Source organism: Streptomyces sp. NPDC015532 (assembly GCF_043078065.1).
Classification (GTDB): Bacteria; Actinomycetota; Actinomycetes; order Streptomycetales; family Streptomycetaceae; genus Streptomyces.
On record NZ_JBIBSY010000011.1, the window covers coordinates 46,321 to 65,238 of the forward strand.

General features: G+C 71.3%; 18 protein-coding genes and 1 tRNA gene. 10 read left to right on the forward strand and 9 right to left on the reverse strand.

Annotated elements, in window-relative coordinates:
- Positions 1-64: 64 nt before the first annotated feature.
- The 8 genes from ACF07B_RS28395 to tap all read right to left on the reverse strand — a co-directional run bounded on the left by ACF07B_RS28395 (position 65) and on the right by tap (position 8,390).
- Positions 65-526 carry a hypothetical protein gene (locus ACF07B_RS28395; protein ID WP_376268078.1) on the reverse strand — a complete coding sequence of 154 codons (462 nt, stop codon included), beginning with the start codon at positions 524-526 and terminating at the stop codon, positions 65-67.
- Positions 527-732: 206 nt separating this feature from the next.
- A tRNA-Met gene (locus ACF07B_RS28400) sits at positions 733-806 on the reverse strand.
- A gap of 56 nt (positions 807-862) precedes the next feature.
- A complete protein-coding gene (locus tag ACF07B_RS28405) occupies positions 863-1,066 on the reverse strand; it encodes a cold-shock protein (RefSeq protein WP_060880712.1) in 204 nt (67 codons plus the stop codon).
- 192 nt (positions 1,067-1,258) lie between these two features.
- Complete coding sequence (locus ACF07B_RS28410) at positions 1,259-1,540, reverse strand: HU family DNA-binding protein (RefSeq protein WP_060880711.1); 282 nt, start codon at positions 1,538-1,540, stop codon at positions 1,259-1,261.
- Positions 1,541-1,884: 344 nt separating this feature from the next.
- Complete coding sequence (locus ACF07B_RS28415; protein WP_392181034.1) at positions 1,885-2,535, reverse strand: DCL family protein; 651 nt, start codon at positions 2,533-2,535, stop codon at positions 1,885-1,887.
- A gap of 269 nt (positions 2,536-2,804) precedes the next feature.
- A complete protein-coding gene (locus tag ACF07B_RS28420; protein WP_392181035.1) occupies positions 2,805-5,204 on the reverse strand; it encodes a Helicase associated domain protein in 2,400 nt (799 codons plus the stop codon).
- A 38-nt stretch (positions 5,205-5,242) separates the two neighbouring features.
- Complete coding sequence (gene tpg, locus ACF07B_RS28425) at positions 5,243-5,818, reverse strand: telomere-protecting terminal protein Tpg (RefSeq protein ID WP_212728853.1); 576 nt, start codon at positions 5,816-5,818, stop codon at positions 5,243-5,245.
- 22 nt (positions 5,819-5,840) lie between these two features.
- On the reverse strand, positions 5,841-8,390 hold the full coding sequence (tap, locus tag ACF07B_RS28430) for a telomere-associated protein Tap (protein ID WP_392181036.1): 2,550 nt from the start codon (positions 8,388-8,390) through the stop codon (positions 5,841-5,843).
- A 264-nt stretch (positions 8,391-8,654) separates the two neighbouring features.
- Here tap and ACF07B_RS28435 point away from each other — a divergent pair, with 264 nt between their 5' ends.
- From ACF07B_RS28435 to ACF07B_RS28480, 10 genes are all read left to right on the forward strand, one after another.
- The gene (locus ACF07B_RS28435; protein WP_392181037.1) at positions 8,655-9,302 is read left to right on the forward strand and encodes a hypothetical protein; all 648 of its coding nucleotides are present in this window, start codon (positions 8,655-8,657) and stop codon (positions 9,300-9,302) included.
- Positions 9,303-9,375: 73 nt separating this feature from the next.
- Positions 9,376-9,765 carry a DUF6354 family protein gene (locus ACF07B_RS28440; protein WP_392181038.1) on the forward strand — a complete coding sequence of 130 codons (390 nt, stop codon included), beginning with the start codon at positions 9,376-9,378 and terminating at the stop codon, positions 9,763-9,765.
- Between the two features lie 130 nt (positions 9,766-9,895).
- Entirely contained in the window at positions 9,896-10,537 is a 642-nt protein-coding gene (locus ACF07B_RS28445) for a hypothetical protein (RefSeq protein ID WP_392181039.1), read from the forward strand.
- Positions 10,538-10,628: 91 nt separating this feature from the next.
- Entirely contained in the window at positions 10,629-11,210 is a 582-nt protein-coding gene (locus ACF07B_RS28450; protein ID WP_392181040.1) for a hypothetical protein, read from the forward strand.
- Between the two features lie 335 nt (positions 11,211-11,545).
- Positions 11,546-12,043, forward strand: coding sequence for a hypothetical protein (locus ACF07B_RS28455; RefSeq protein WP_392181041.1), 498 nt, complete (start codon positions 11,546-11,548; stop codon positions 12,041-12,043).
- Positions 12,044-12,111: 68 nt separating this feature from the next.
- Complete coding sequence (locus tag ACF07B_RS28460; RefSeq protein WP_358829806.1) at positions 12,112-12,372, forward strand: hypothetical protein; 261 nt, start codon at positions 12,112-12,114, stop codon at positions 12,370-12,372.
- Between the two features lie 79 nt (positions 12,373-12,451).
- Positions 12,452-12,904: a hypothetical protein gene (locus tag ACF07B_RS28465; protein WP_392181042.1), complete on the forward strand. Its 453-nt coding sequence runs from the start codon at positions 12,452-12,454 to the stop codon at positions 12,902-12,904.
- A 25-nt stretch (positions 12,905-12,929) separates the two neighbouring features.
- Positions 12,930-13,286, forward strand: a complete 357-nt coding sequence (locus ACF07B_RS28470; protein ID WP_392181043.1) for a hypothetical protein — start codon at positions 12,930-12,932, stop codon at positions 13,284-13,286.
- A gap of 62 nt (positions 13,287-13,348) precedes the next feature.
- Entirely contained in the window at positions 13,349-13,870 is a 522-nt protein-coding gene (locus ACF07B_RS28475) for a hypothetical protein (RefSeq protein ID WP_392181044.1), read from the forward strand.
- Positions 13,867-14,553: a hypothetical protein gene (locus ACF07B_RS28480; protein ID WP_392181045.1), complete on the forward strand. Its 687-nt coding sequence runs from the start codon at positions 13,867-13,869 to the stop codon at positions 14,551-14,553. Before ACF07B_RS28475 ends, ACF07B_RS28480 begins: the two co-directional genes overlap by 4 nt.
- A gap of 300 nt (positions 14,554-14,853) precedes the next feature.
- Here ACF07B_RS28480 and ACF07B_RS28485 read toward each other — a convergent pair whose 3' ends face one another.
- The gene (locus ACF07B_RS28485; RefSeq protein WP_392181046.1) at positions 14,854-18,591 is read right to left on the reverse strand and encodes a hypothetical protein; all 3,738 of its coding nucleotides are present in this window, start codon (positions 18,589-18,591) and stop codon (positions 14,854-14,856) included.
- Positions 18,592-18,918 lie beyond the last annotated feature (327 nt).

Consider the following 18,918-nt stretch of genomic DNA (forward strand, 5'->3'; position numbering starts at 1 on the left):
TGCGGCGGAGCATACGCACACGACTTGCCGGAGGGCGGCGAGGCGTGTGTGAGGGTGCCGGCTGTCAGTCCTTGAGCTCGTACTTGCAGGGCTCGGCCGACTTGCCGCCCTGGTTGTCAGCGACCTGCTTGCCGTCGACCTTGATCGTGCACGGGGCGGGCTTGAGCATTCTGTCCGGGCCCTCGACCGAGGCGGGTACCACCGACACCGTGACGCCGACCTTCAGCTCGGCCCCCTCCAGTTGGATGGACTCCGTCTTCGTCCAGGGCAACGTCACCTGCTCGAAGTGGTTGGTGTTCCCGATCCACATGACCTTGCCCGTGCCCGTGCCCCCGACCTCGAAGACCACCTGATGGGCAACGCCCTTCTTCCCCGATGACGAGCCCTTCGCGCCGCCGCTCGCCGAGACGCTCGGCGAGGCCTCGCCCGCCTTGGCCGGGCCGGTGTCCTTCTTCTCGCTGCCGCACCCGGTCAGCAGCACGGCCGCCGCGAGCAGGGTGGTGGTGAGCGTTGCTGTCTTGCGCATGTGCGTACTTCCCCGTTGCTGAACTGATCGTTTCGGTGCCGTAGGAGACCGTAGATCATCGCGCCGCGCGGAAGGACACGGCCCGAGAGGCAGCGGGCAATGCCCATACCGGTCTGTTCCGGTCAGGGCCAGGGACAGCCGCTCGTGTTCCACGTGATGTTCGGATACGACGAAGGGCCCGGCTGCATGCCGGGCCCTTCGGTCAGTAGCGGGGACAGGATTTGAACCTGCGACCTCTGGGTTATGAGCCCAGCGAGCTACCGAGCTGCTCCACCCCGCGTCGGTAAGGCCACTCTACACAGTGATCTTCGCGGGCGGGGCGGTGCCGTACGGCCGTCAGCTCCGGACGATGTTCTCGGCCTGGGGGCCCTTCTGCCCCTGGGTCACGTCGAACGTGACCGCGTCGCCCTCCGCCAGCTCGCGGTAGCCGCTGCCGGCGATGTTGGAGTAATGGGCGAAGACGTCCGGGCCGCCGCCTTCCTGGGCGATGAAACCGAAGCCCTTCTCCGAGTTGAACCACTTCACGGTGCCGCTGGCCATACTGCGTGTCCTTCGATCTTGCCGAGGAATCCCGGCTGGTCTGGAGTCGGAGCCCTCCGTTGACGGAGGGCACCCGGCGTCCGTTCTACCCCGTCGGCGCCGCAACTATCCGGGCTCCGCCCAGTGATCGCAGGACGCAGTGCGTCCGTGCGTCAGGGCGCGGTCCTGGAGTGCTCACGGCGCGGATGGGGGCTACTTGCCCTTTGCGGCTTCCTTGAGCTTGGAGCCTGCCGAAACCTTCACGCTGTATCCGGCTGCGATCTCGAGCGGCTCGCCCGTCTGGGGATTGCGGGCCGTACGGGCAGCGCGGTGGGTGCGCTCGAAAGTCAGGAAGCCGGGGATGGTGACCTTCTCATCGCCCTTGGCGACGACGTCGCCGACGGTCTCTGCGAGGGCGGCCAGAACGGCGTCGGCGTCCTTGCGGGTCACCTCGGCGCGCTCGGCGAGGGCTGCGATCAGCTCACTGCGGTTCATGCGGTACTCCGTGACGTTCGGGTTGTCGCGGCCGCTGCGCGGACGCGACGCTTCGTTGGCCATCCTTGCACCGAGGTCTGACAACGCTGTGCCCGGCACCAGCAGCGGAACGCTGCGGCGAAGCTGGTGGCCGGTAGGCGGTCGCGCCGCAGGAGCAGCCGTTGGAGTTCGCCCAGCACGCCGGACCCGGCAGGCCCCCGCATCACAGACTCAGCTGGCGCTCGACCAACCCGCCGCCGGCGCGCTCGTCCAGGTCCCCGTAGACCGCCCCTCCCTCACCCGACCGACTTCCCGGCCGCAGCCGCACGTCGGAGCGGACGTGCGGCTGCGTTCGGGCACCCGAGTTACCTGCGGGGACGGCGCTGGTTCTCCTTCGTCGACAACAGCCCGAGAACTGCACGGTCCTGGTGGTAGCTGAACCACTGCTCGGCCAGGTCGCGGTCCTTGAACCGCCCGAGTCCAGGCTCGGTGGAGGGCGTCAGTTCGATCGCCTCCCACCCGCCGACGCGGTCGGCGAACTCCCCGGCGATGTCGTTGAATGAGGGCCCGCCGAAGTAGCTCACGGCCGTGTCGGAACTCTCCAGCGTTGTTCCGGACAGGTCCGAGACGAGGGAGCCGGCCTGCTTGCGGGACTCGAAGTACGTATTGATGGCCGACTTCACCTCGTCGCGCATCACGTTCAGGACCTGCTGGCGGTAGGTCTTCGGCTTCAGACAGTCCTTGTACGAGAAGTCGATGCGGCTGCCGTCCACCCGGACCACCTCGAAGCAGGGGTACGGACCGCGCGGCGGCGGGGCGATCGCGAAGGCTTCGACACCAGGGCCGATCTTGTCCTCAGCCTCCCGGTGCATGTTCAGAAGGTCCAGCAGGAGAAGGTGGTCCTCTGGCTGATCCACGATGCTGCCCACCGAGTACCGGTACAGCACCTTCTGTACCGCCTCCTGCGCGTCCCCCTTGGTCCGGTACTTGCGATGCCCGATCCAGAACTCGGCCATGAACCTGGCCCTTCCCTTCGTCGATGACGCCACCACCCGGCGACGCTACGCCGAAAGCATCCCCAAACTCCGCTGTAGTGCGGCCTTCACGCACCCGTGATCAGCGTGGAGGGGATGGGAGAGCCTGTGCACCGATCACCAGGCATTCACTCGTTCGGGTAATCGGGTAGGCGGCCCCGCACAGGTCGCAGGGTGTGAGTGCGTCCTTCTCGTGCTGCGGGCTCCTCTTCCGCCGGCGAAGCCCGGCCTTCGACGGGGCGCGGCGGCGTTCAGCCGCTGACCGCGGCCTCAGGTGTCTGTGGGTGGCGGGTGAGGCCCGCGGCCGTGACGGCCTGAACGTGTTCGGGCGGCAGGCTGTCCCAACGTCGGCGGAGGTTCTTGAGCCACTGGCCGACCTTGAACTCCTCGCCGTCGACGGTGACGGTGTCGCGCTGATGGATGAGGACGTGGCCTTCGCGGTCCCGGAAGGCGGCGACGGCCGCCAGGCCCTGGTTCAGCTGCCGCTGCTGGCGGGCGGCTCGGCCGGTGGGCTGCGGCGGCTCCTCGTCGGGTTCGATCAGGGTGATGCCCAGTTCGCTCACGAGCCGGAGCTGCTCGGGATGGAGTGTGCTGTATTCGGTGCTCTGCGCCGCGACCCATTCACCGAGGGGCTCGTCGTCGTCGGTGATGAAGTCGGCGGGGAGGTCATCGAGGGTGATGCTGGCTTCGGCGTAGGTGCGGGCGGTGTAGTAGAGGCGCTGCCAGGTGATCGGCCACGGCGGGTTCCAGTACGGGTCGATCTCCGCGAGCGCGGTGTCGGTGGGGTCGGGTTCGAGTCCGTTGTCCGCGCGGGTGCGGGCGGCGGCTCGGCGGTTGGTGAGCCAGCGGCCGAAGGCGTAGTCGCCGATCATCTCGTCGCTGGGAACGGCGAGATGGCCGCGGCGGGCGGCCCAGCTGCGGGCGTGGAGGAGTCCGCGTTCGGCGGCCTGGGTCTGGAGGTTCCAGATCATGCCGAGGTGTTCCAGGGACTTGATCTGGGAGGGCTTGAGGGTGCCGGCCGCGTACGCCTTGCGTGCCCGGTTGATCCAGCGGCCCAGCGCGAAGCCGCCTGCGTCGTCGTAGAGCCGGGGGACGTCGAGGTGCCCGTGGGCCTGCCGGTAGGCGGTGGCGGCTTCCAGGCCGCGCCGGAAGGACGCTTCGCGGGGGTGGAGGACGCGAAGCCGGAACGCCTGGGCGATGGTGTCGGCGGGGAAGGGCCGGTCGAAGACGACGTCGACGGGCACGCTCGCGTCGTCCTGCTCGTCCTCCGGCTGCGGGTAGGAGGGTTGTTGGGGGACGGCGAGACGGTCGGCGATGCGGTCGTCGTGTGCACGCAGGGCCTGGAGGACGCGCCAGAGCGGGCGGTACAGGTTGGAGCCCATGAGGTCGTCGGCGTCTTCGCCGGGGGCGACGTAGACGGGGACGATCAAGGTGGCCTTCTTGCCCTGGCCGGGCTTTTGTCGAAGGGCGCGGCCGACCGCCTGGACGGTGTCGACGATCGACTCCTTGGGATCGGCGAAGACCACGGTGTCGATGCTGGGGATGTTGACGCCCTCGCCGAGAAGGCGAGCGTTCGCGATCACCGTGCGGAGGGCCGGCGCGAGGAATGCGCCCGGGCGGCCGTCGAAGCGGTCCAGGAGCTCGCGGCGGTAGGCAGGGTCCTGGTTGCCGTCGAGGCCGGCCGCCCACAGTTCACCGGGGTCGGGGCAGCCGGTTCCGGTCTCGTCGAGCGCGTAGAGGAGGGCGGCGGTCTCGCGGAGGGTGTCGGCGAAGGCGTGGGCGTCGGCCACGCGGTGGTGGAAGGAGACGACGCGGCGCAGGTCGAGCTCGGCCATGGCGCGCAGGACGGCGATCTGGAGGGCGGCCTGGCGCAGTTCGGCTTCGGTGGCCTTGTCGGAGATCCCGAGCCGGGTGCGGATGGTGGCCTCGTTCACCTCCATGACGACGACCCGGTAGTCGGCCAGGAGGTCTTCGTCGATGGCCTCGGCGAGCGGGAGGCGAAAGCAGGTGTCGCCGTAGAGAGCCGGGTTATCCATGGACGCGACGAGCGAGTCGTCCTCGTCGTCACCGGGCTCGCCGGCCGACCAGATCCTCGGGGTGGCGGTGAGGTAGAGCCGCTTGTGCGCGGGGATCAGTTCGTCGTCATGGACGGCGGCCCAGCGTTTTCCCAGGTCACCACTGGTGCGGTGGGCTTCGTCAACCGCCACCAGCGACCAGGTGGGGAGAGCGAAGTGGGTGTGGGCGTACTGGACGCGGTGCAGGGAGTGGTAGGTGGCGAAAACCGTCAGGCCGGGATTCTGGTGGACGGTGGCGGCCAGGGCGGCCGGGTCGGTGGTGAACGCGACGGGCTCGCCCGCGGTGTTGGGGCGCTTGGAGCACAGGGCGAGAACCGGGCCGCTCATGCCGGCGGTGCGCCAGTCGTCGATGGTCTGGGCGAGGAGCTCCAGGGTGGGCAGCAGCACCAGCCGGGTGCCCTGGGGGGCGACACGGGCGGCGGTGCGCGCGGCGACGTACGTCTTGCCGGTGCCGCAGGCCATCACGACGGAGGTCCGGGCGGTCAGGCGCAGCGCGGTGTGCGCGGCGTGGACGGCCTTGGACTGGTGCGGGCGCAGCCTGATCCTGGGCGGTGGGGCGGTGGTGGTCGCGGTCACGGGGTGGCCGGTCCTCTCAGCCGGGTGCGGGCGGCGGGTCAGATACTGAATTTGATGTGGTCGATGCCGGTCAGTGCGACCGACTGAAGAGAGGTGGCCCGCGAGCCGCCGTCGGTGAAGTAGTCGTCACGCAGCCCGTCGGCGACGATCTGGGCAAGGTCTTCCTCCGAGGCGCCGGCCTCTTTGGCTTCGAAGAGGGCTGCGGCGGTGGCGGCGTCCAGGCGGCGGGTGAGGCGGCGGTAGCGGGGGTCGTTGGTGGTGCCCTTGGGGGACTTGAACCCGAATTTCCCTCTTACATCCACTTTGATGCCGCCGGTGGTGACGGCGGCCTGGAGCTTCTTCGCCTTGACGATCGGCTGCCAGAGCTGCTTGACCGTGGCTTCGATGAGGGCGGCGGTCTCGGGCTTCGCGGCCTTGATCTCGTCGTCACGGTAGCGCTCGACGGTGCGCTGGGATTTGCCGATCTTCTCGGCGACCGCGCGGGCGGCCTCGGCGCGGCTGACGCCCTTCTCCTGCTTGAGCAGAAAGCGGATCCGCGCGCCGAGCGTCTTGGGGATCGGCTGGGAGTAGGCGGTCTCGGCGGCCTCTTCCAGGCGGTCTTCGATCAGTCCCACGGTCAGTCAGCTTCCCTACGGTTCAGGCCACGCGGACGAGCGAGGCGTCCTTGATTTCGTTGGCAATGTTCACTCCGTCGGCGAGCAGGTCCAGCGCCCAGCCGATGGTCTGGCTCCCCTGGTGCTTGACGGAGCCCGGGTTGACGCCGAGGCGGAAGCCGCCGCGGATCGCCTCGCCGTCGGGGCCGAGCAGGACCGGCAGCGGCGACAGGCCGTCGATCGCGTAGACGACGCAGTCGTTGTTGACGGCGAGCGGGTACCGCCCCGCGATGGTGAGGCTCTGCATCTTGCGGTGCATGTTGGTCCGCGCCTTCGAAAGGATCATGGCGCGGATGTCGGGCCGCCACGTCAGCCGCCTCAGGGCCGGCCACGGGTCGCCGAAGACGTGGTCGAGGCCGAGGTTGGGGCGCTGGCGCAGCTTGCCGATCCCGGACTTGGCGGTGGCCTTGATGGCGTTCGCCAGCGTCACCAGGAGCGGGTCGCCGTCCTTGTAGAGGGCCATCGCCGCGAGGAAGGCTTCGTCGTCGAGGTCCGCGGTGACACCGAGGTCGGCCATCACGGTCAGATAGGCGTCGCGGAGGGTGTCGTACCAGGGCTGGAGGTAGGGGCTGTGGGTCTCACGGACCCATGCCTCCATCGGGCGGACGTCGGCGCCGAGTTCGACGGCGTAGGCGACGGTGGGCGTGGCGTACCAGCCGGGTCCCTCGGGGCGCTCGCCGCTGGAGGTGAAGGGGCTGGGCAGGCGCGGGTCGGTCTCGATGTGGGAGAGGTCCAGGAACCAGGAGCCGGGCAGCTCGGGGTCGAAGGACGGGTTGCGGGGGTAGTGGATGGCCGGGCCGGTGCCGACGTGGAGGCGCCGGCAGGCGGCGAGGAAGGCCACCTGCACGTCGAGGGCGGCGACGTGGGTGCGGGCCCGTTCGTCGTCGGTGATGAGTTCGGCGGGGCGGACCCAGATGCAGGCTTCCTCGTCGAGGGCCTCGCTGGCGGGCCGGGAGCCTTCCTCGGGGTAGTCAGCGACGACGACGGGGTGTTCGTCGGGGGCCTCGCACGGGGCGGGGTCGACGACGGTGTGAAGGGTGTGGGGCACCTTCGCCGAGACGTACTTGTTCTCCTTCTCGCTCCACTCTGCCTTGGTGGGCGGGCGCAGCGAGGTCATGAGCTGTTCGCCGGTGACCGCGAGGGTGCCGCGGGGAATGATGACCAGGCGGGCGTACGTGCCGAGCATCCTGGCGAGTTCACCGGCGGGCAGGTCACCGGCCTTGCCCCAGGCGCGGGTCTCCAGCGCGCCCCAGGGCACGAGGGCGAGCTGGACGCAGTGGCGCTTTCCGTCGAGGCGCTTGAAGATTCTGGCCCAGGGGCCGAAGCCGGACTTGGTGAGTTCCCAGCCTGCCTTCGTGATGTTCTTGACGATCTTGTCGTCGGCCGGCAGGCGCAGGTCCTCCTGGTCCGCGAGGTTGGTGGGCAGGCCGAAGTGGGCCACGGCCCCTTCGGTGAGGATGATCAGCGGGTCCTGGTGGAACCCGTTGTCGTGGAGCTTGGCTGCTCCCAGGCGGATTTTCTTCTTGTCCAGCGCCCAGGCGGCCAGAGCCTGGAGCGTCTTGGCTGGGCACGGCATGGTGCGGCCGTCGACAAGGTGTGCGGTCAGGGCGCCGTCGGTGATGTCGAGGACGGCCAGCGGACCGTCGGCGTGCTCGGGGGCCACCGCCTTCACGGCCGGCTTCTTCGCCGTCTTGCGGCGGGAGGCCGAACTGGTGGCGGCGCCGTGGCGGCGCGGCACGGCCGGCGGACGAACGGGAGACGCGGGAGCAGCAGCCGGGAGCGCGACCGGAGGTGCGGCGTCCGGTGGTGCGGCGTCCGCCGAGGGGGCGGGAGCCGGTGCGACGGCCGAAGGCACGGCTGCGGGCTCGGACGCGGACGGCTCGGTTGCGGTCGGCGGGACGGGCGCGGCCGGGGCGGTGGGCTGCGTGCCGCAGCGGGGCACGCCCATGGCGGCCATGGCCTGGAGGTAGATGTGGCGGGGCTGGCCTGCGACGAGGCATGACGTCGGCTTGCCGCAGCGGACACAGGGGCGGGTGACGTCCTCGGGCAGGTAAGTCCCGGAGCCGGGCGCGTCGTACTCGGGGTACTCGGCCTGCGCCGCCGCGTTGTCGAGGGCGGGGCTCTGGTCGGTGTCCGGCCAGGCGAGTTCGGGCGGGTCCTCGATGTCGTAGTCGAACAGGGGAGGCTGCGCCTCCTCCGCGGCGGCCGGCTGCGGCGGAGGCGCGGCATCGGGCACGGGCACCGGAGCGGTGGCGCCGCTCGTTGCTGCGGCGCGAGCGAGCTCGTCGGCGAAGTAGGCGAGGAGCCGGGCGTAGAGCTGCCCCTTCTCCCCACGCGGCGTGCGGGGTGGATCCGATTCCCAGGTCCACACCGTCTCGCGGCGCACGCTGGTCGCCTTGCCCATCTGCGTCACGGTCCAGCCGAACTCCTCGCGGAGCCTGACGCGTGCGGCCGGGTCCGGCAGCGGCGGCACCGGGCCGTCGACCGGGATCCGTGCGAGCACCGCCGTTACCGGGTCGGTTGCCGGGTCCACTTCCACCTCCACCCTCAAAAACAGAATCTAACGCGAATCTAACGTACTCCCACCGGTCGGCGATGGCAAGTTCTGTTCACATTTCAATGTGCATTATGGTTGTTGCTTGTTATTGTTTCAAGATGTAAGTTGATGGCTTGTTGAGAGGGCCGCCGCCGGATGGCGGGCGCGCCCCCACACAGGGCCGTCACACACCGAGCCCACCCCCGTCCGAGCTGGGAGCCCCGTTCCTGTCGGGCATGACACCTGAGGAGTACGACAGCCATGGCCTTTCCCTCTCGGCACGTTCTGCCCCCTGAGCCCGGGGAGCCTGCCGCGCCCGGGTCGCGGATCACCGTGGAGGCCGGCGACATCCTGATGCGACGAGGTCTCAACGATCACGCCCGCTCGGCCCACGTGAACGTGATCGAGGCCGCCAAGGCGCTGGAGGACTTCCGCCTCGGTCGCAACGCCGCGCTGGAGCGCGCTGAGATCCTCGCCCGCCGGGCCGTCACGACCTTCCAGGAGCGCACCGGCGAGCACGACGAGGCCGCTTGGCAGGCCGTCGTGGTCTACATGGTGGAGCTGTGGGCGAGCCGCTACACCGCGGGCCGCCCGGCCGCCTTCGACCCGGCCCCGGCCCCGCCGTCCCTGTTCACCCCGGGGCACCCGCTGCGGCTGGAGACGGTCAGCCGCGATGCCCACGACCACATCCTCGGCGCCGGCCGGTCGCTGGAGCGGGCGGCGCGCGGCGTGGACACGATCGACATCGCCCGCGCACAGCACGGCATGCACGAAGCCGCCCGGCTGCTTCATGACCAGCTCGACGGTCTGTCCATGCCGCTGTGGGTGCTCATCAGCCGGTTGTGCGCCGAGATCCACGCGGAGAACCTCCGCATTCTGAAGACGCCCGCCCCGGGCACCTCGGCCTGAACCTCTTCTCGTCGTCGCCGGGCGCATGCCCGCTGCCCGGCATCACCCCTTCGCCACCAGCCAGGAGTTCACCATGAGCATCACCGCGCCCGTCTTGTCCGCCGTCGGCCCCGTCCGGGCCGGGCAGCTGTGGCAGGACATGGCCCCCGACATGGTCGATCGCGAGCGGATGCTGCGTGTGGTCGCCGTGGGCGCGACACACGCCGACTGCGTGGTCGAGCGCGACAACAGGCCGGGCGCGGCCGGCCGCAAGGCGCGTCCGCTGGCACTGAGGCGCTTCGCGACGAGCGCCTTCACCCTGATCGAGGACGTCGTCGACGACGCCGACCAGCTCGTCTACGCCCGTTTCCTGGCGGCGATCACGGGCGTGCAGGGCGGCAGTCCGTCGCCCGTGGAGTACGCGACCGCAGCGCTGCGCGTACACAAGGAGCTCACCGCCGAGGCAGCGAAGGGCCAGGACTGACCCGGCCCTCGGCACCCGCCTGTCCAGCCGCGCGGCGGCCGCCCGAGGGTGGCCGCCGGTCCCGCACCCCGCTAACCCACGGCCTGGTGGCCGATTCGTGTGATCGCTGATGGAAGGAAGCAGAGAAGAGATGGCGTTGTCGGCGAAGACCGGGGCCGCCCAGGCCCCGGACACCGCGTCCGGAGACGAGGTGTTGCAGTCCGGTGAGATCGTGGCCGTGGAAGGCTGGCCGGGCGAATGGGAGCTGATGGAGCCCGGGCCCGGTCCTGGTGTGTGGACCGTGGAGTCCGCGCGGCTCGAAAACCGGGTGAGCGCGCAGGCCGCGCTGAGCGCGCTGCAGCGTCTGGCTGATGCTCCCCACGTGCGGCGGGGCGACCTGGTGATGCAGTCCTACCCCGAGCAGGAGCGTGCCGCAGTGGTCGGCGCCGTGTTCCGGCTGGGCCAGTGGGTGGCGGTGAAGTCGTACACGCTGCCCGACGGCAGGGTCTGGCGCACGATGGACGCGGTCGACCGGCTGGAGGTGGTCACGCCGGAGCAGCTGACCGCGGCCGTCCGGCTGGTGGTCGCCCACGGCACGCACCGGGGCCGGATCGTGCAGGCGGTCGTGTCCTCGCGCGCCGGGCAGTTCCGCGTGGTGTGCCGGTGTGCGCCGGGGGCCGGCGAGATCTGCCGCGACGGCCGCAAGGTCACCTGGTGCCCCAGCCTGAACAGCGCCCGGGACCTGTGGGACTGGCACGTGTACGGCACTGCCCCTACTGAGAGCGCCTCGTAGTTGTCCGAATCCCGGTGACCGCCACAAAGATGGAGCCACCCTTTGGTCGGACACATGACTCCTCGGCCTCACCGGGGCGAGAATGGCGGCCATGTCACTCTCCATGGCCCGCTGTGTGGAAGCGGTTGCCCGCCTGCTGGATGCCTGCGGGCCGCTGGAGCCGGTCCGGCTGTGCATGAGCGAGGCGGACGTGCAGGCGGAAGTGTGCGCGAGCGGGCCGGCCGCCTCGGCAAGCATGGCGCGGCTGGCAGCAGCGTGCGGCGAGGCGGCCGGCCTCTCGGCCCACCGTGACGGTGTGCTGACGGTGGACCTGGAGGAGGAGCTGGTCCTGGTGGCCGCCGTGGACACACCGGTGCGCGGCGCCGTACCAGGGGGACGGCTGACGTCGGCGGAGGCAGCGGCCGAACTGCTGCGGACACTGGTCCCGTGGACGGCCGCACTGGACCAGGAGCGGTTGCCGGGGGCGCAGTTGTGGGTGGAGGACGACGGCCAGGGTTTCACGGTCCGGCTGCTGGCGACAGCCACGAGCAGTGACGACATGGAGGGGGTCGCCGCTGCCGCCGGCGCAGGGCTGGAGCGGATCCGGACCCGGCGCACCGACAGCGGACTGGACGGGCAGGGATGTCTCCCGTGCGGCCGGACCGTCCACCTCGGGGTCGTCCCCCTCTCCTGACCACCGGCGGCGGCTGATGTCCCCGTCCGGTGCGCGGTGCGCAGCGGACGGCGTCGGCTGAGGATCCGCTCCACCGGCTAGTCCGCGCTCTCCCGCGCGGGATGATCATTCCGGGGCCCCGGCCCATCGCCCGCGTGAGGCGTGAGGAGCGGCGGTCCGGCGTGGGCGGTGGCCTGCTTCCCCCGAGGGTGGGAGAGCTGCACGAACTTACGACCGCTGTTGCTTATTCGCGTTTCGATATGTAATCTTGTCCGTGTTGAGGGCGCTGCTTCCCCTCCAACGCACACCGCTTGGAGCTGCACTGCACCTCCCATGCCCCCTTCCGGAGAACTCCCATGTCCGAAGCCGAAGTCGTCCACACCGTCATAGCCCGGCTCGTCGCCGAGGCCGACGAGATCCAGACGCAGCTCATCCACGAACTCGCCCGCCAGGCCGGCTACCTGTGGCGCTGCGGGAACCCGGCCTGCCCCGAATACAACGACCGGGGCCGGCGCTACTGCCAGGGCTGCGGCTGGGGCCGCAAGGGCAAGCCAGTCGGCGACGTCCACCCGTGCATGTACACCGAGCGCCGGTGGACCAGGCTGCGCCGCGCGCTCCTCAAGCACTACGCCCCCGATGCCCCGATGCCCGACGCCGTGGTCTTCGACTACTGGGGCGGGCCCGGCTGGCGCGGCGCCGAGGTAACCGAGATGTACGGCGGCATGACCGAAGCGAGCACCGACGGCTTCCGCGACCGCGCCCGCTTCGAGGACATCGCCGCCGCGCTCGACTCCCTCACCAAGTGGTCGGAGCCGAGCTATGGCGAGCACATCCGCGTCGTCCTGGCCCCCTGAACCCCGCCGCCCGCCGGGGCCCGGCGAGCAACCGCCGGGCCCCTGGGGCCGCAGAGAGCGAACCCGCCGTGTCCACTCTGCTGATCGGCTGCTGGTCCAAGGACCGCGCCACCCTCAGCATCACCGCTTCCCACCAGGTCGCCGACGGGGACCAGGCCGCCATCGACGCCCTCACCCGGCCCGCGTTCGCCCAGGGCGCGAACTGGGCGTGCGAGTTCGACGTCGACGCACATCGTCGCGCCGTGCAGCGCGCGTACGAGGAATTCGCCCGCGACGACGACGCGTGGGTCGACGACACCGTCGAGCACTTCGAGCCCGACGCCTCCTGAACCTCCCCGCCACCGGGCCGCCTTGCCCCCACGGCCGCCCGGTTCTCTCCCTCAGCACCCGCAACCGAAGGGCTCCCTCATGCTCGACAACACCGAATTCGAATGGGTCTCCGCCGACGCCACACCGGTCCTGCTCTACCCCGGCTTCGCCTCCGACGACGCGCTCGTCGAACCCGGCGAGATCGTCGCCGCCGTCTACGACAGCAGCGACGGCATCGCCCTCTACGGCAACCGCGACAAGGTGCTCACCCTCCTCCTCCGGCTCGCCGACGCCGTCCGCAACGCCCCGCCCGTCCCCACCACGGAGGCGTGCATCGCGGCCTCGACCGACCCCTCCACCTGGAAGCCGGGCCCCCTCACCGAAGCGCTTGCCCTGATCACCAGGGCCTGGCCCCTGTGCGACTCCGAGACCCCCCAGCCCATTGCGGCCGACCCCCGCCTGGCCACCTGTTCCGACTGCGTCGACGCCTTCAACGAACGCGGGCCGCTGACCCCCCTCCGCCTCGTCCACTTCCTCCCCGACCAGCCCTGAGCCACCCACCGCGAAGGCCGCTTCCGTGAACAACTCCAAGCCTGCCCGCCGCCCGAAGCCCCTCCCCGAGATCGGCGCCACCTACGCCGACCGCAGCGAGCTGTGGCGCCACCACATCCTCGGCGCACGCCAGGTTCATGTCTGGACTGTCACCAGCCACATCGACGGCCGCGTCGCCTTCAACGGCCACACCGAGCCGACGTTCTCCGCCTACTGGATCGGCAAGCACTTGATGCGCTGCGAACCCGACGGCTCCCCCACCGACCCCACATACGTGGAGCGCGAACGCGCCCGCCTCCAGGACATGGAGAGGCAGCACGCCGCCCTCCCCCCACTCGACCAGGTCATCAACGAACTGATCGCCGAGAAGCTCCAGCCCTGACCACACCACCCCCTTCCGGTGCCGGGCCCCGCAGGGCCTGGCACCCCGACCCAAGGATCCCCATGAATCCCCAAGACGCAGCCGGCTCCCTCTACGAAGCCCTCCTCGCCGAAGCCCGGCAGTGGGCGTGCGACGACGTCGAAGACCAGGAGGTCCTCGACGCGATCGAGAACGCGCCCACCCCGCACGACCAGCTCGCGCTGCTGCAGACCTCCAACCTCGTCCCCTCCCACCTGTCCTCGGCCATCGCCGATGCCCTCCTCGCACTCGACCCCGCCACCTACTCCCCCACGCCGACACCCCCGGAAACTGCCATGGCCGACCCCCAACTCCACCGTGTCCGCGACGCGTCGATCACCGTGGTCAACGCCTCCCCCGAGGACAACACACCCAGCGACGTCTACGAGATCCAGGTCTTCGGCGTCAGCATGCTCATCCGCCAGTGCGCCCAGTGGGGCCCCGCCACCGACGTCCCCTACATCCACATCGAGGACCAGCGCGACGAGGCTGGCCTGCTGCTCGTCAAGGTGAACAACAGCGGCGAACACGAGCACCGCCCCGGCGCCGAGGAGACCGCAGCATGACCCCCGACCGCGCCTACGCCACCGCCCGCCAGCTGATCGACCCCGACGCCGACTACACCGTCCACGTCCGCACCGACACCGGCTGGACCCAGCCCGCCGACCCCGACCACCGGGAACTGCTCGGCCTGGACGTCCTCCTGGCCGCCCGCCGACTCCTGCGTGCCCAGCCCCCGGGCCGCGTCAGCAGTACCCATCCCGACACTCTGGACATGCACTCCGGCGACGGCCGGTTCTGGCTGCGCTTCGTCGCCACCCCCGCCGAGGAAAACCCGGGTCAGGCCGAGCCGACCACCAACGGCCGGGCGCCGGACGGGCTGTGGCGGCTGCTCGGCCTCTCCGGATCCTCACTCGTGCCGGTCGCCCGCGGCGATCTCACGGACTCCGACCTGGTGACACTGGCCCGCGCCTGCCTCACCCTCAAACAGGCCCACCCGCTTCCCCAGCAGGGCGTGACGCCCGAAGTGGCGCTGCTGCTGGAGCGCCTCGCGACCAGCATGGACGCCCTCGACAACGGCCTTCCCGGCGCCCCGGACATCGACGAAGTCTTCTGCCGCACAGAGCTGCTCATCCTCGCCGAGGCGGCACTCTCCCTGTACCGGACCCACGCAGACCCCGACGACCTCCTCGGCCGCCCCGAGGTTCTCCTCCTGGCTCACCTCGCCTACGACGACACCCCGCCCTGACCTACCTCCCCGCACCATGAGAGCCCGGTCCGCGCTGAGCAGCGCGGACCGGGCTCTCTGCCTCTCGGATCACCGATTGAAGGTCCCGGCCTGAGGCACTGACGAGCTTCTCCTGCCGCCCAGCCCGCTTCGGGTCGGTCGCGTACCTGCGCCGCCCCGCCGCCGGCCGCTCCCCCGCCACTGGCGGCACACAACTCGTGTGCCGTCGCATGCCGTCACGCCGCACCGGCCTCGGCGGCCTCTTCGCCGCGCGGACCCGTACGTGCCCCTGGGGCCGGGGCATGCCCCGGCAGGGCCGGTTCAGTCCCGGCGTGGGATCCAGCCCGGGGCGGGGTCGCCCGGCGCGGTGAGGACGTGGGCGAGGTTGTCGGCGGTGGTGTAGGGGACGCGGGGGTCGGTGACGAACGCGGCGGGCTCCACAGCGCGGGTCACCATCAACGGCAGCACCTGCCAAGGCTGTTCGGAAGCGGCCCGGCAGGCCCCCGCGGCTTGTGCGGGGAAGGCGGCGATGGTGGCCGTCTTGGCCAGGAGCTTGTCGCGGTAGCGGGTCGTGAAGCGCTGGATGTGCTGGAGGACGGCGTGCGGTGCCACGGCGGGTACCGGGTTCTTCGCCTCGATCACCCACAGCCTCCCGCGGTCCGGGTCGGCGATGAGCAGGTCGACTTCGCCGGTCAGGCCGGGGATGCCGAGAGAGGCGGCGGTCTTCTCCAGCAGGCGGAAGCGGTGGGGCAGACCTGCCCGCTGGGCGATCTCCTTGAGGTCGCTCTCCAGGAGCTCGTCGAGCTGCTGACGGTGGCGGAGCAGGGCCTTCCCGACAGGATCGGGGACATCGGGACGGGGCAGTCGTCCTTCGTCGATGTAGCCGGCGTAGAGCTCCTGGGCGGCGTGGACGAGCCAGGGAAGGACGAGCAGCCGGTCCCCGGCGGTGATCAGGGGGTGGGTCATGGGGCGGGTGCGCCGCTCGACCTCGGTGTAGGGATGCGCTCCGACGGAGGCCGCGTTGCCCGGGTGCAGGGTCAGCCGCTCGGTGGCGGCGATCAGCTCCTCGTCGGGCAGGTTCGACCAGGCGGCGGCTTCGCGTAGGAGGTCTTCGGCCGTGACGGCGGTGGTGCCTTGCGGGCCGGTGGGCCAGTCGGCGGCGGTGGCCAGCACGGCGCCCAGGGCGGCCAGGCCGCAGTTCCAGTGCTGGCGCAGCAGCCGGTCGGCCTGGGCGAGGTGGCTGCGGGGTGGCAGGTCCGCCTGGGTGTACTCGGTCGCCGTGCGGATGCCTGGGCCGGCCAGGACGGTGGCGGCGTCGAGCGGTTCGGGATCGGCGGTCGCGGCCCGGGTGATGCGGTGCTGCTGGCGGGCGCTTTGGTAGGCGTGGGCGTCGTAGCCGAGGTGGGCGGCGAGTTCGGCGTCCGTGCGCTGGCTGTCGGCCGAGTCGGGGTCGGGGGTGTCGGTGAGGGTGAAGACGCCGGTGGGGTGGATCTGCAGGTGGAGGTCGTGCAGGCGGCGGGCGGCGGCGACCGCGGTGGTGCCGCAGTGTCGTACGAGCTCGGCCAGGGCGACGAGCTCGGCGACCGCGATCGTGTCGACGGGCTTTTCGCCGGCGGGCGGGGTGACGGTCGCCTGCTGGAGCAGGAGTTGCAGTGCGGAGGTCGCGTTGGCGCCGTCGCTCTGGCGCCGGCCTGCCTCCTCGATCCAGTTCTCCGCCCACGGCGCCGTCAGGTTCGCGGCGGCCTCGGCGTCGCCGCGCGTGCGGCTGGACCAGGCGGCGTTCAGGTGGCGGGCCAACTCGTCGACCAGGTCGGGCCGGTGCGCGCGGATCTCCTCGGCGAGCATCTCCTCCAGCGCGTGGAGCAGTTGCTCGGCGGGACCGCCCCGGGCGTAAGCCTGCGGGCCGCTCCATGTGCCGGCCGGGATCCGGGCTCGGCGGACGGCCGCGGCCGCGGTGCGCAGGGCGCGGGCGTGCAGGTGGGGCGAGCGCGGCAGGGTGTAGGCGGGGGCGGTGGCGGTGGCGGGCCAGGAGTTGGTGGCGCCGCTCAGGCGCAGGACCGGGTGGGCTGTGTCCCATTCCGCCAGGTAGGTCTCCCGGTCGGCGCCGGGGCCGGCGCCGCGGGCCTGGCGGATCTGGTCGAGCAGGTGGTGCAGCACCTGGCCGACGATGTGGTGTCCCTGGCGGCCGTCGCCGGTGAACGCGGCCAGCAGCGGAGGGTCGATGTCCAGGCCGATGCGGGCGCGGTCCGGATCTGCGCCGACGTGCAGCAGCAACCGCTCCCCCGCTTCCGGGTCGCCGTCGGGTTCAGTGTCCACGCCGGCGGTCGCCGGGGGCTGGTGGGGCTCGGCGGTTGCGGTCAGCTCGATGACGATGGGGGCGCCGTCGGGGAGCGTGGCGTGGTCGGCGACCGTGGGACAGGTGACCAGGGTGGTGCGCAGGGCGTCCGCGAGTCCGGTCATCGTGCCTGGGTCGAGGAACGTGTCCGGGCCGGGGCGGACGGTGGCGAGGACCACGAGCGGTGGGAGCGTGGAGACGTGCGCGATCATCTGGCCGGTCGAGGTGGGGTAGACGAGGTCGGCTTGCTCGCCCACAGCGTCCGGGTCGGGCTTGTCCAGGCGGGCGAAGCGCCAGTGGAGGGCTTCGGGCAGTTCAGCGGCGGCCAGCACCTCGTCGGTGGCCGCCCAGGCCGCGGCCCGGTCCCAGGACACGTCGTGCACGGCCGGCGAGACGGCGGCGACCTCGTCGCGGTACGGGCCCGGCGGCAGCAGCGTCGCCTCGCGCCGCCACGCTGTCCACGCGTCCAGTACGTCGCGGTAGAAGACGCCGTGCACGCCGGGGTGTTCGGTGAGTTCCAGGATGAACAGGGCCAGTACGGCCAGGTCGCCCTCTGCGTCGGCGAGGATCTCGGCGAGTTCCTCGGTGTGCAGGTAGACGGTGTCCTCGATGAGCTCCGGGCCCAGGAACCGCGGTCCGCCGTAGACGACCAGGCGGCCCCGCCCCGTCGCCAACTCGCCCAGGACGGAACGCGCTTCCTCGATCCGGGCCGACAGGGCGCCCTCGGCCAGCGCGCTGACGATCGCGATGTCGTAGCGGTCGGCGGGTGCGGACAGCACGCACACCCGGCCGGGACGGGCCGGGACTTCGTCCATGCCCAGCAGCTGCGCGGTGCGGGAGACGACGAGGTCCTGCAACCGCTCCTCGGCGGCCTCTACCACCGAGGCGGGAAGAGCGCCAAGCAGGCGGCCGGCGGACGGGGCGAGGGCATCGGTCGCGGCGCAGGCCGGCACCGCTACCCGCCGGCCGTGCGCGGTGACCGCGAGGACCGGCCCGAGCAGCGGCGCCTGCGGGTGGTAGCGCAGCGGAAGGCCCTCGATCGGTTCGGTCAGCCAGTCCAGCGCCCGCGCGGCGTCCGCCGGCTGCCCGCACGCGGCGGTGACCGCGTCCAGGTCCGCGCCGGCCAGCAGACGGGCGGCGCCGACCTCGTCCTCGGTGAGCGCGCACACGACCTGCGGGTCCTCGTCCGGCGCGCCAGCCGGCCACGCCGGGGACACCGCGGTGAGGGTGTGGTCGCTCAGGCGCAGCGCGAGCTCGAGAACGTCGCTCAGTCCGAACCCGACCGCTGCGCGCGCCGGTTCATCAACAGCCAGCGCGGTCAGCTGCAAGCTGCGCAGGACCAGGAGGGGGTGCGCGAGCTGCCCAGGATGGACCAGCAGCCGCTCCCCCGCCGACGTAGCGAACCGGACCCTGCCCCGTACGTCGCTGGGAACCCGGTCGGTCACCACACCGCGCCCGGGCGCCGCGCGCCCGGCGGCCTCGACCAGCCCCGGCAAGTCCGCCGCGGCCGCAGCGGCCGCAGCAGCACCGGTACGCGCTGGAGTTCGCAGAGTGCGGGTCCACAGCAGCAGGAGGTGATCGTGAACGCGGGAACAGCCCGGAGACGCCAGCGCGGCCTGGAGGAGCACCGTGAGCGAATCGGTGGAGAAGGGGGCGAGCGCCCCGTCGATGGTCTTCCACTGCACCCGCCGCTGCTGAGCGGCGGTGAGCGGGCTGCGTGCCATGGTGCGTTCCGTCCGTACGTCCCCGGTTATGCGAGGGCTCAGCCTGACAGGCAACACGGCACCCTCGCGCCGGTTTCGGCAGGCTGACCCACAAGACGCGCTGGTCCGTGCACTTCAGCGTTCCAGCGGCCTTGACATGAGCTTTCACATGTTCACTACTTAGGACACAGGGCGGGACACAGGGCGGGACACAGGGACACCCGCGAGACGGTCACGCTTGGCGACCGGCAGCTGGACGGCCCGGCCGAGCGACTCCTCGCTATTGCCATGGTCGTCGACCGGGTGCGCGACTCCTCCTGCTCGGCCCGCCAGTCAAGGTCGCGCCAG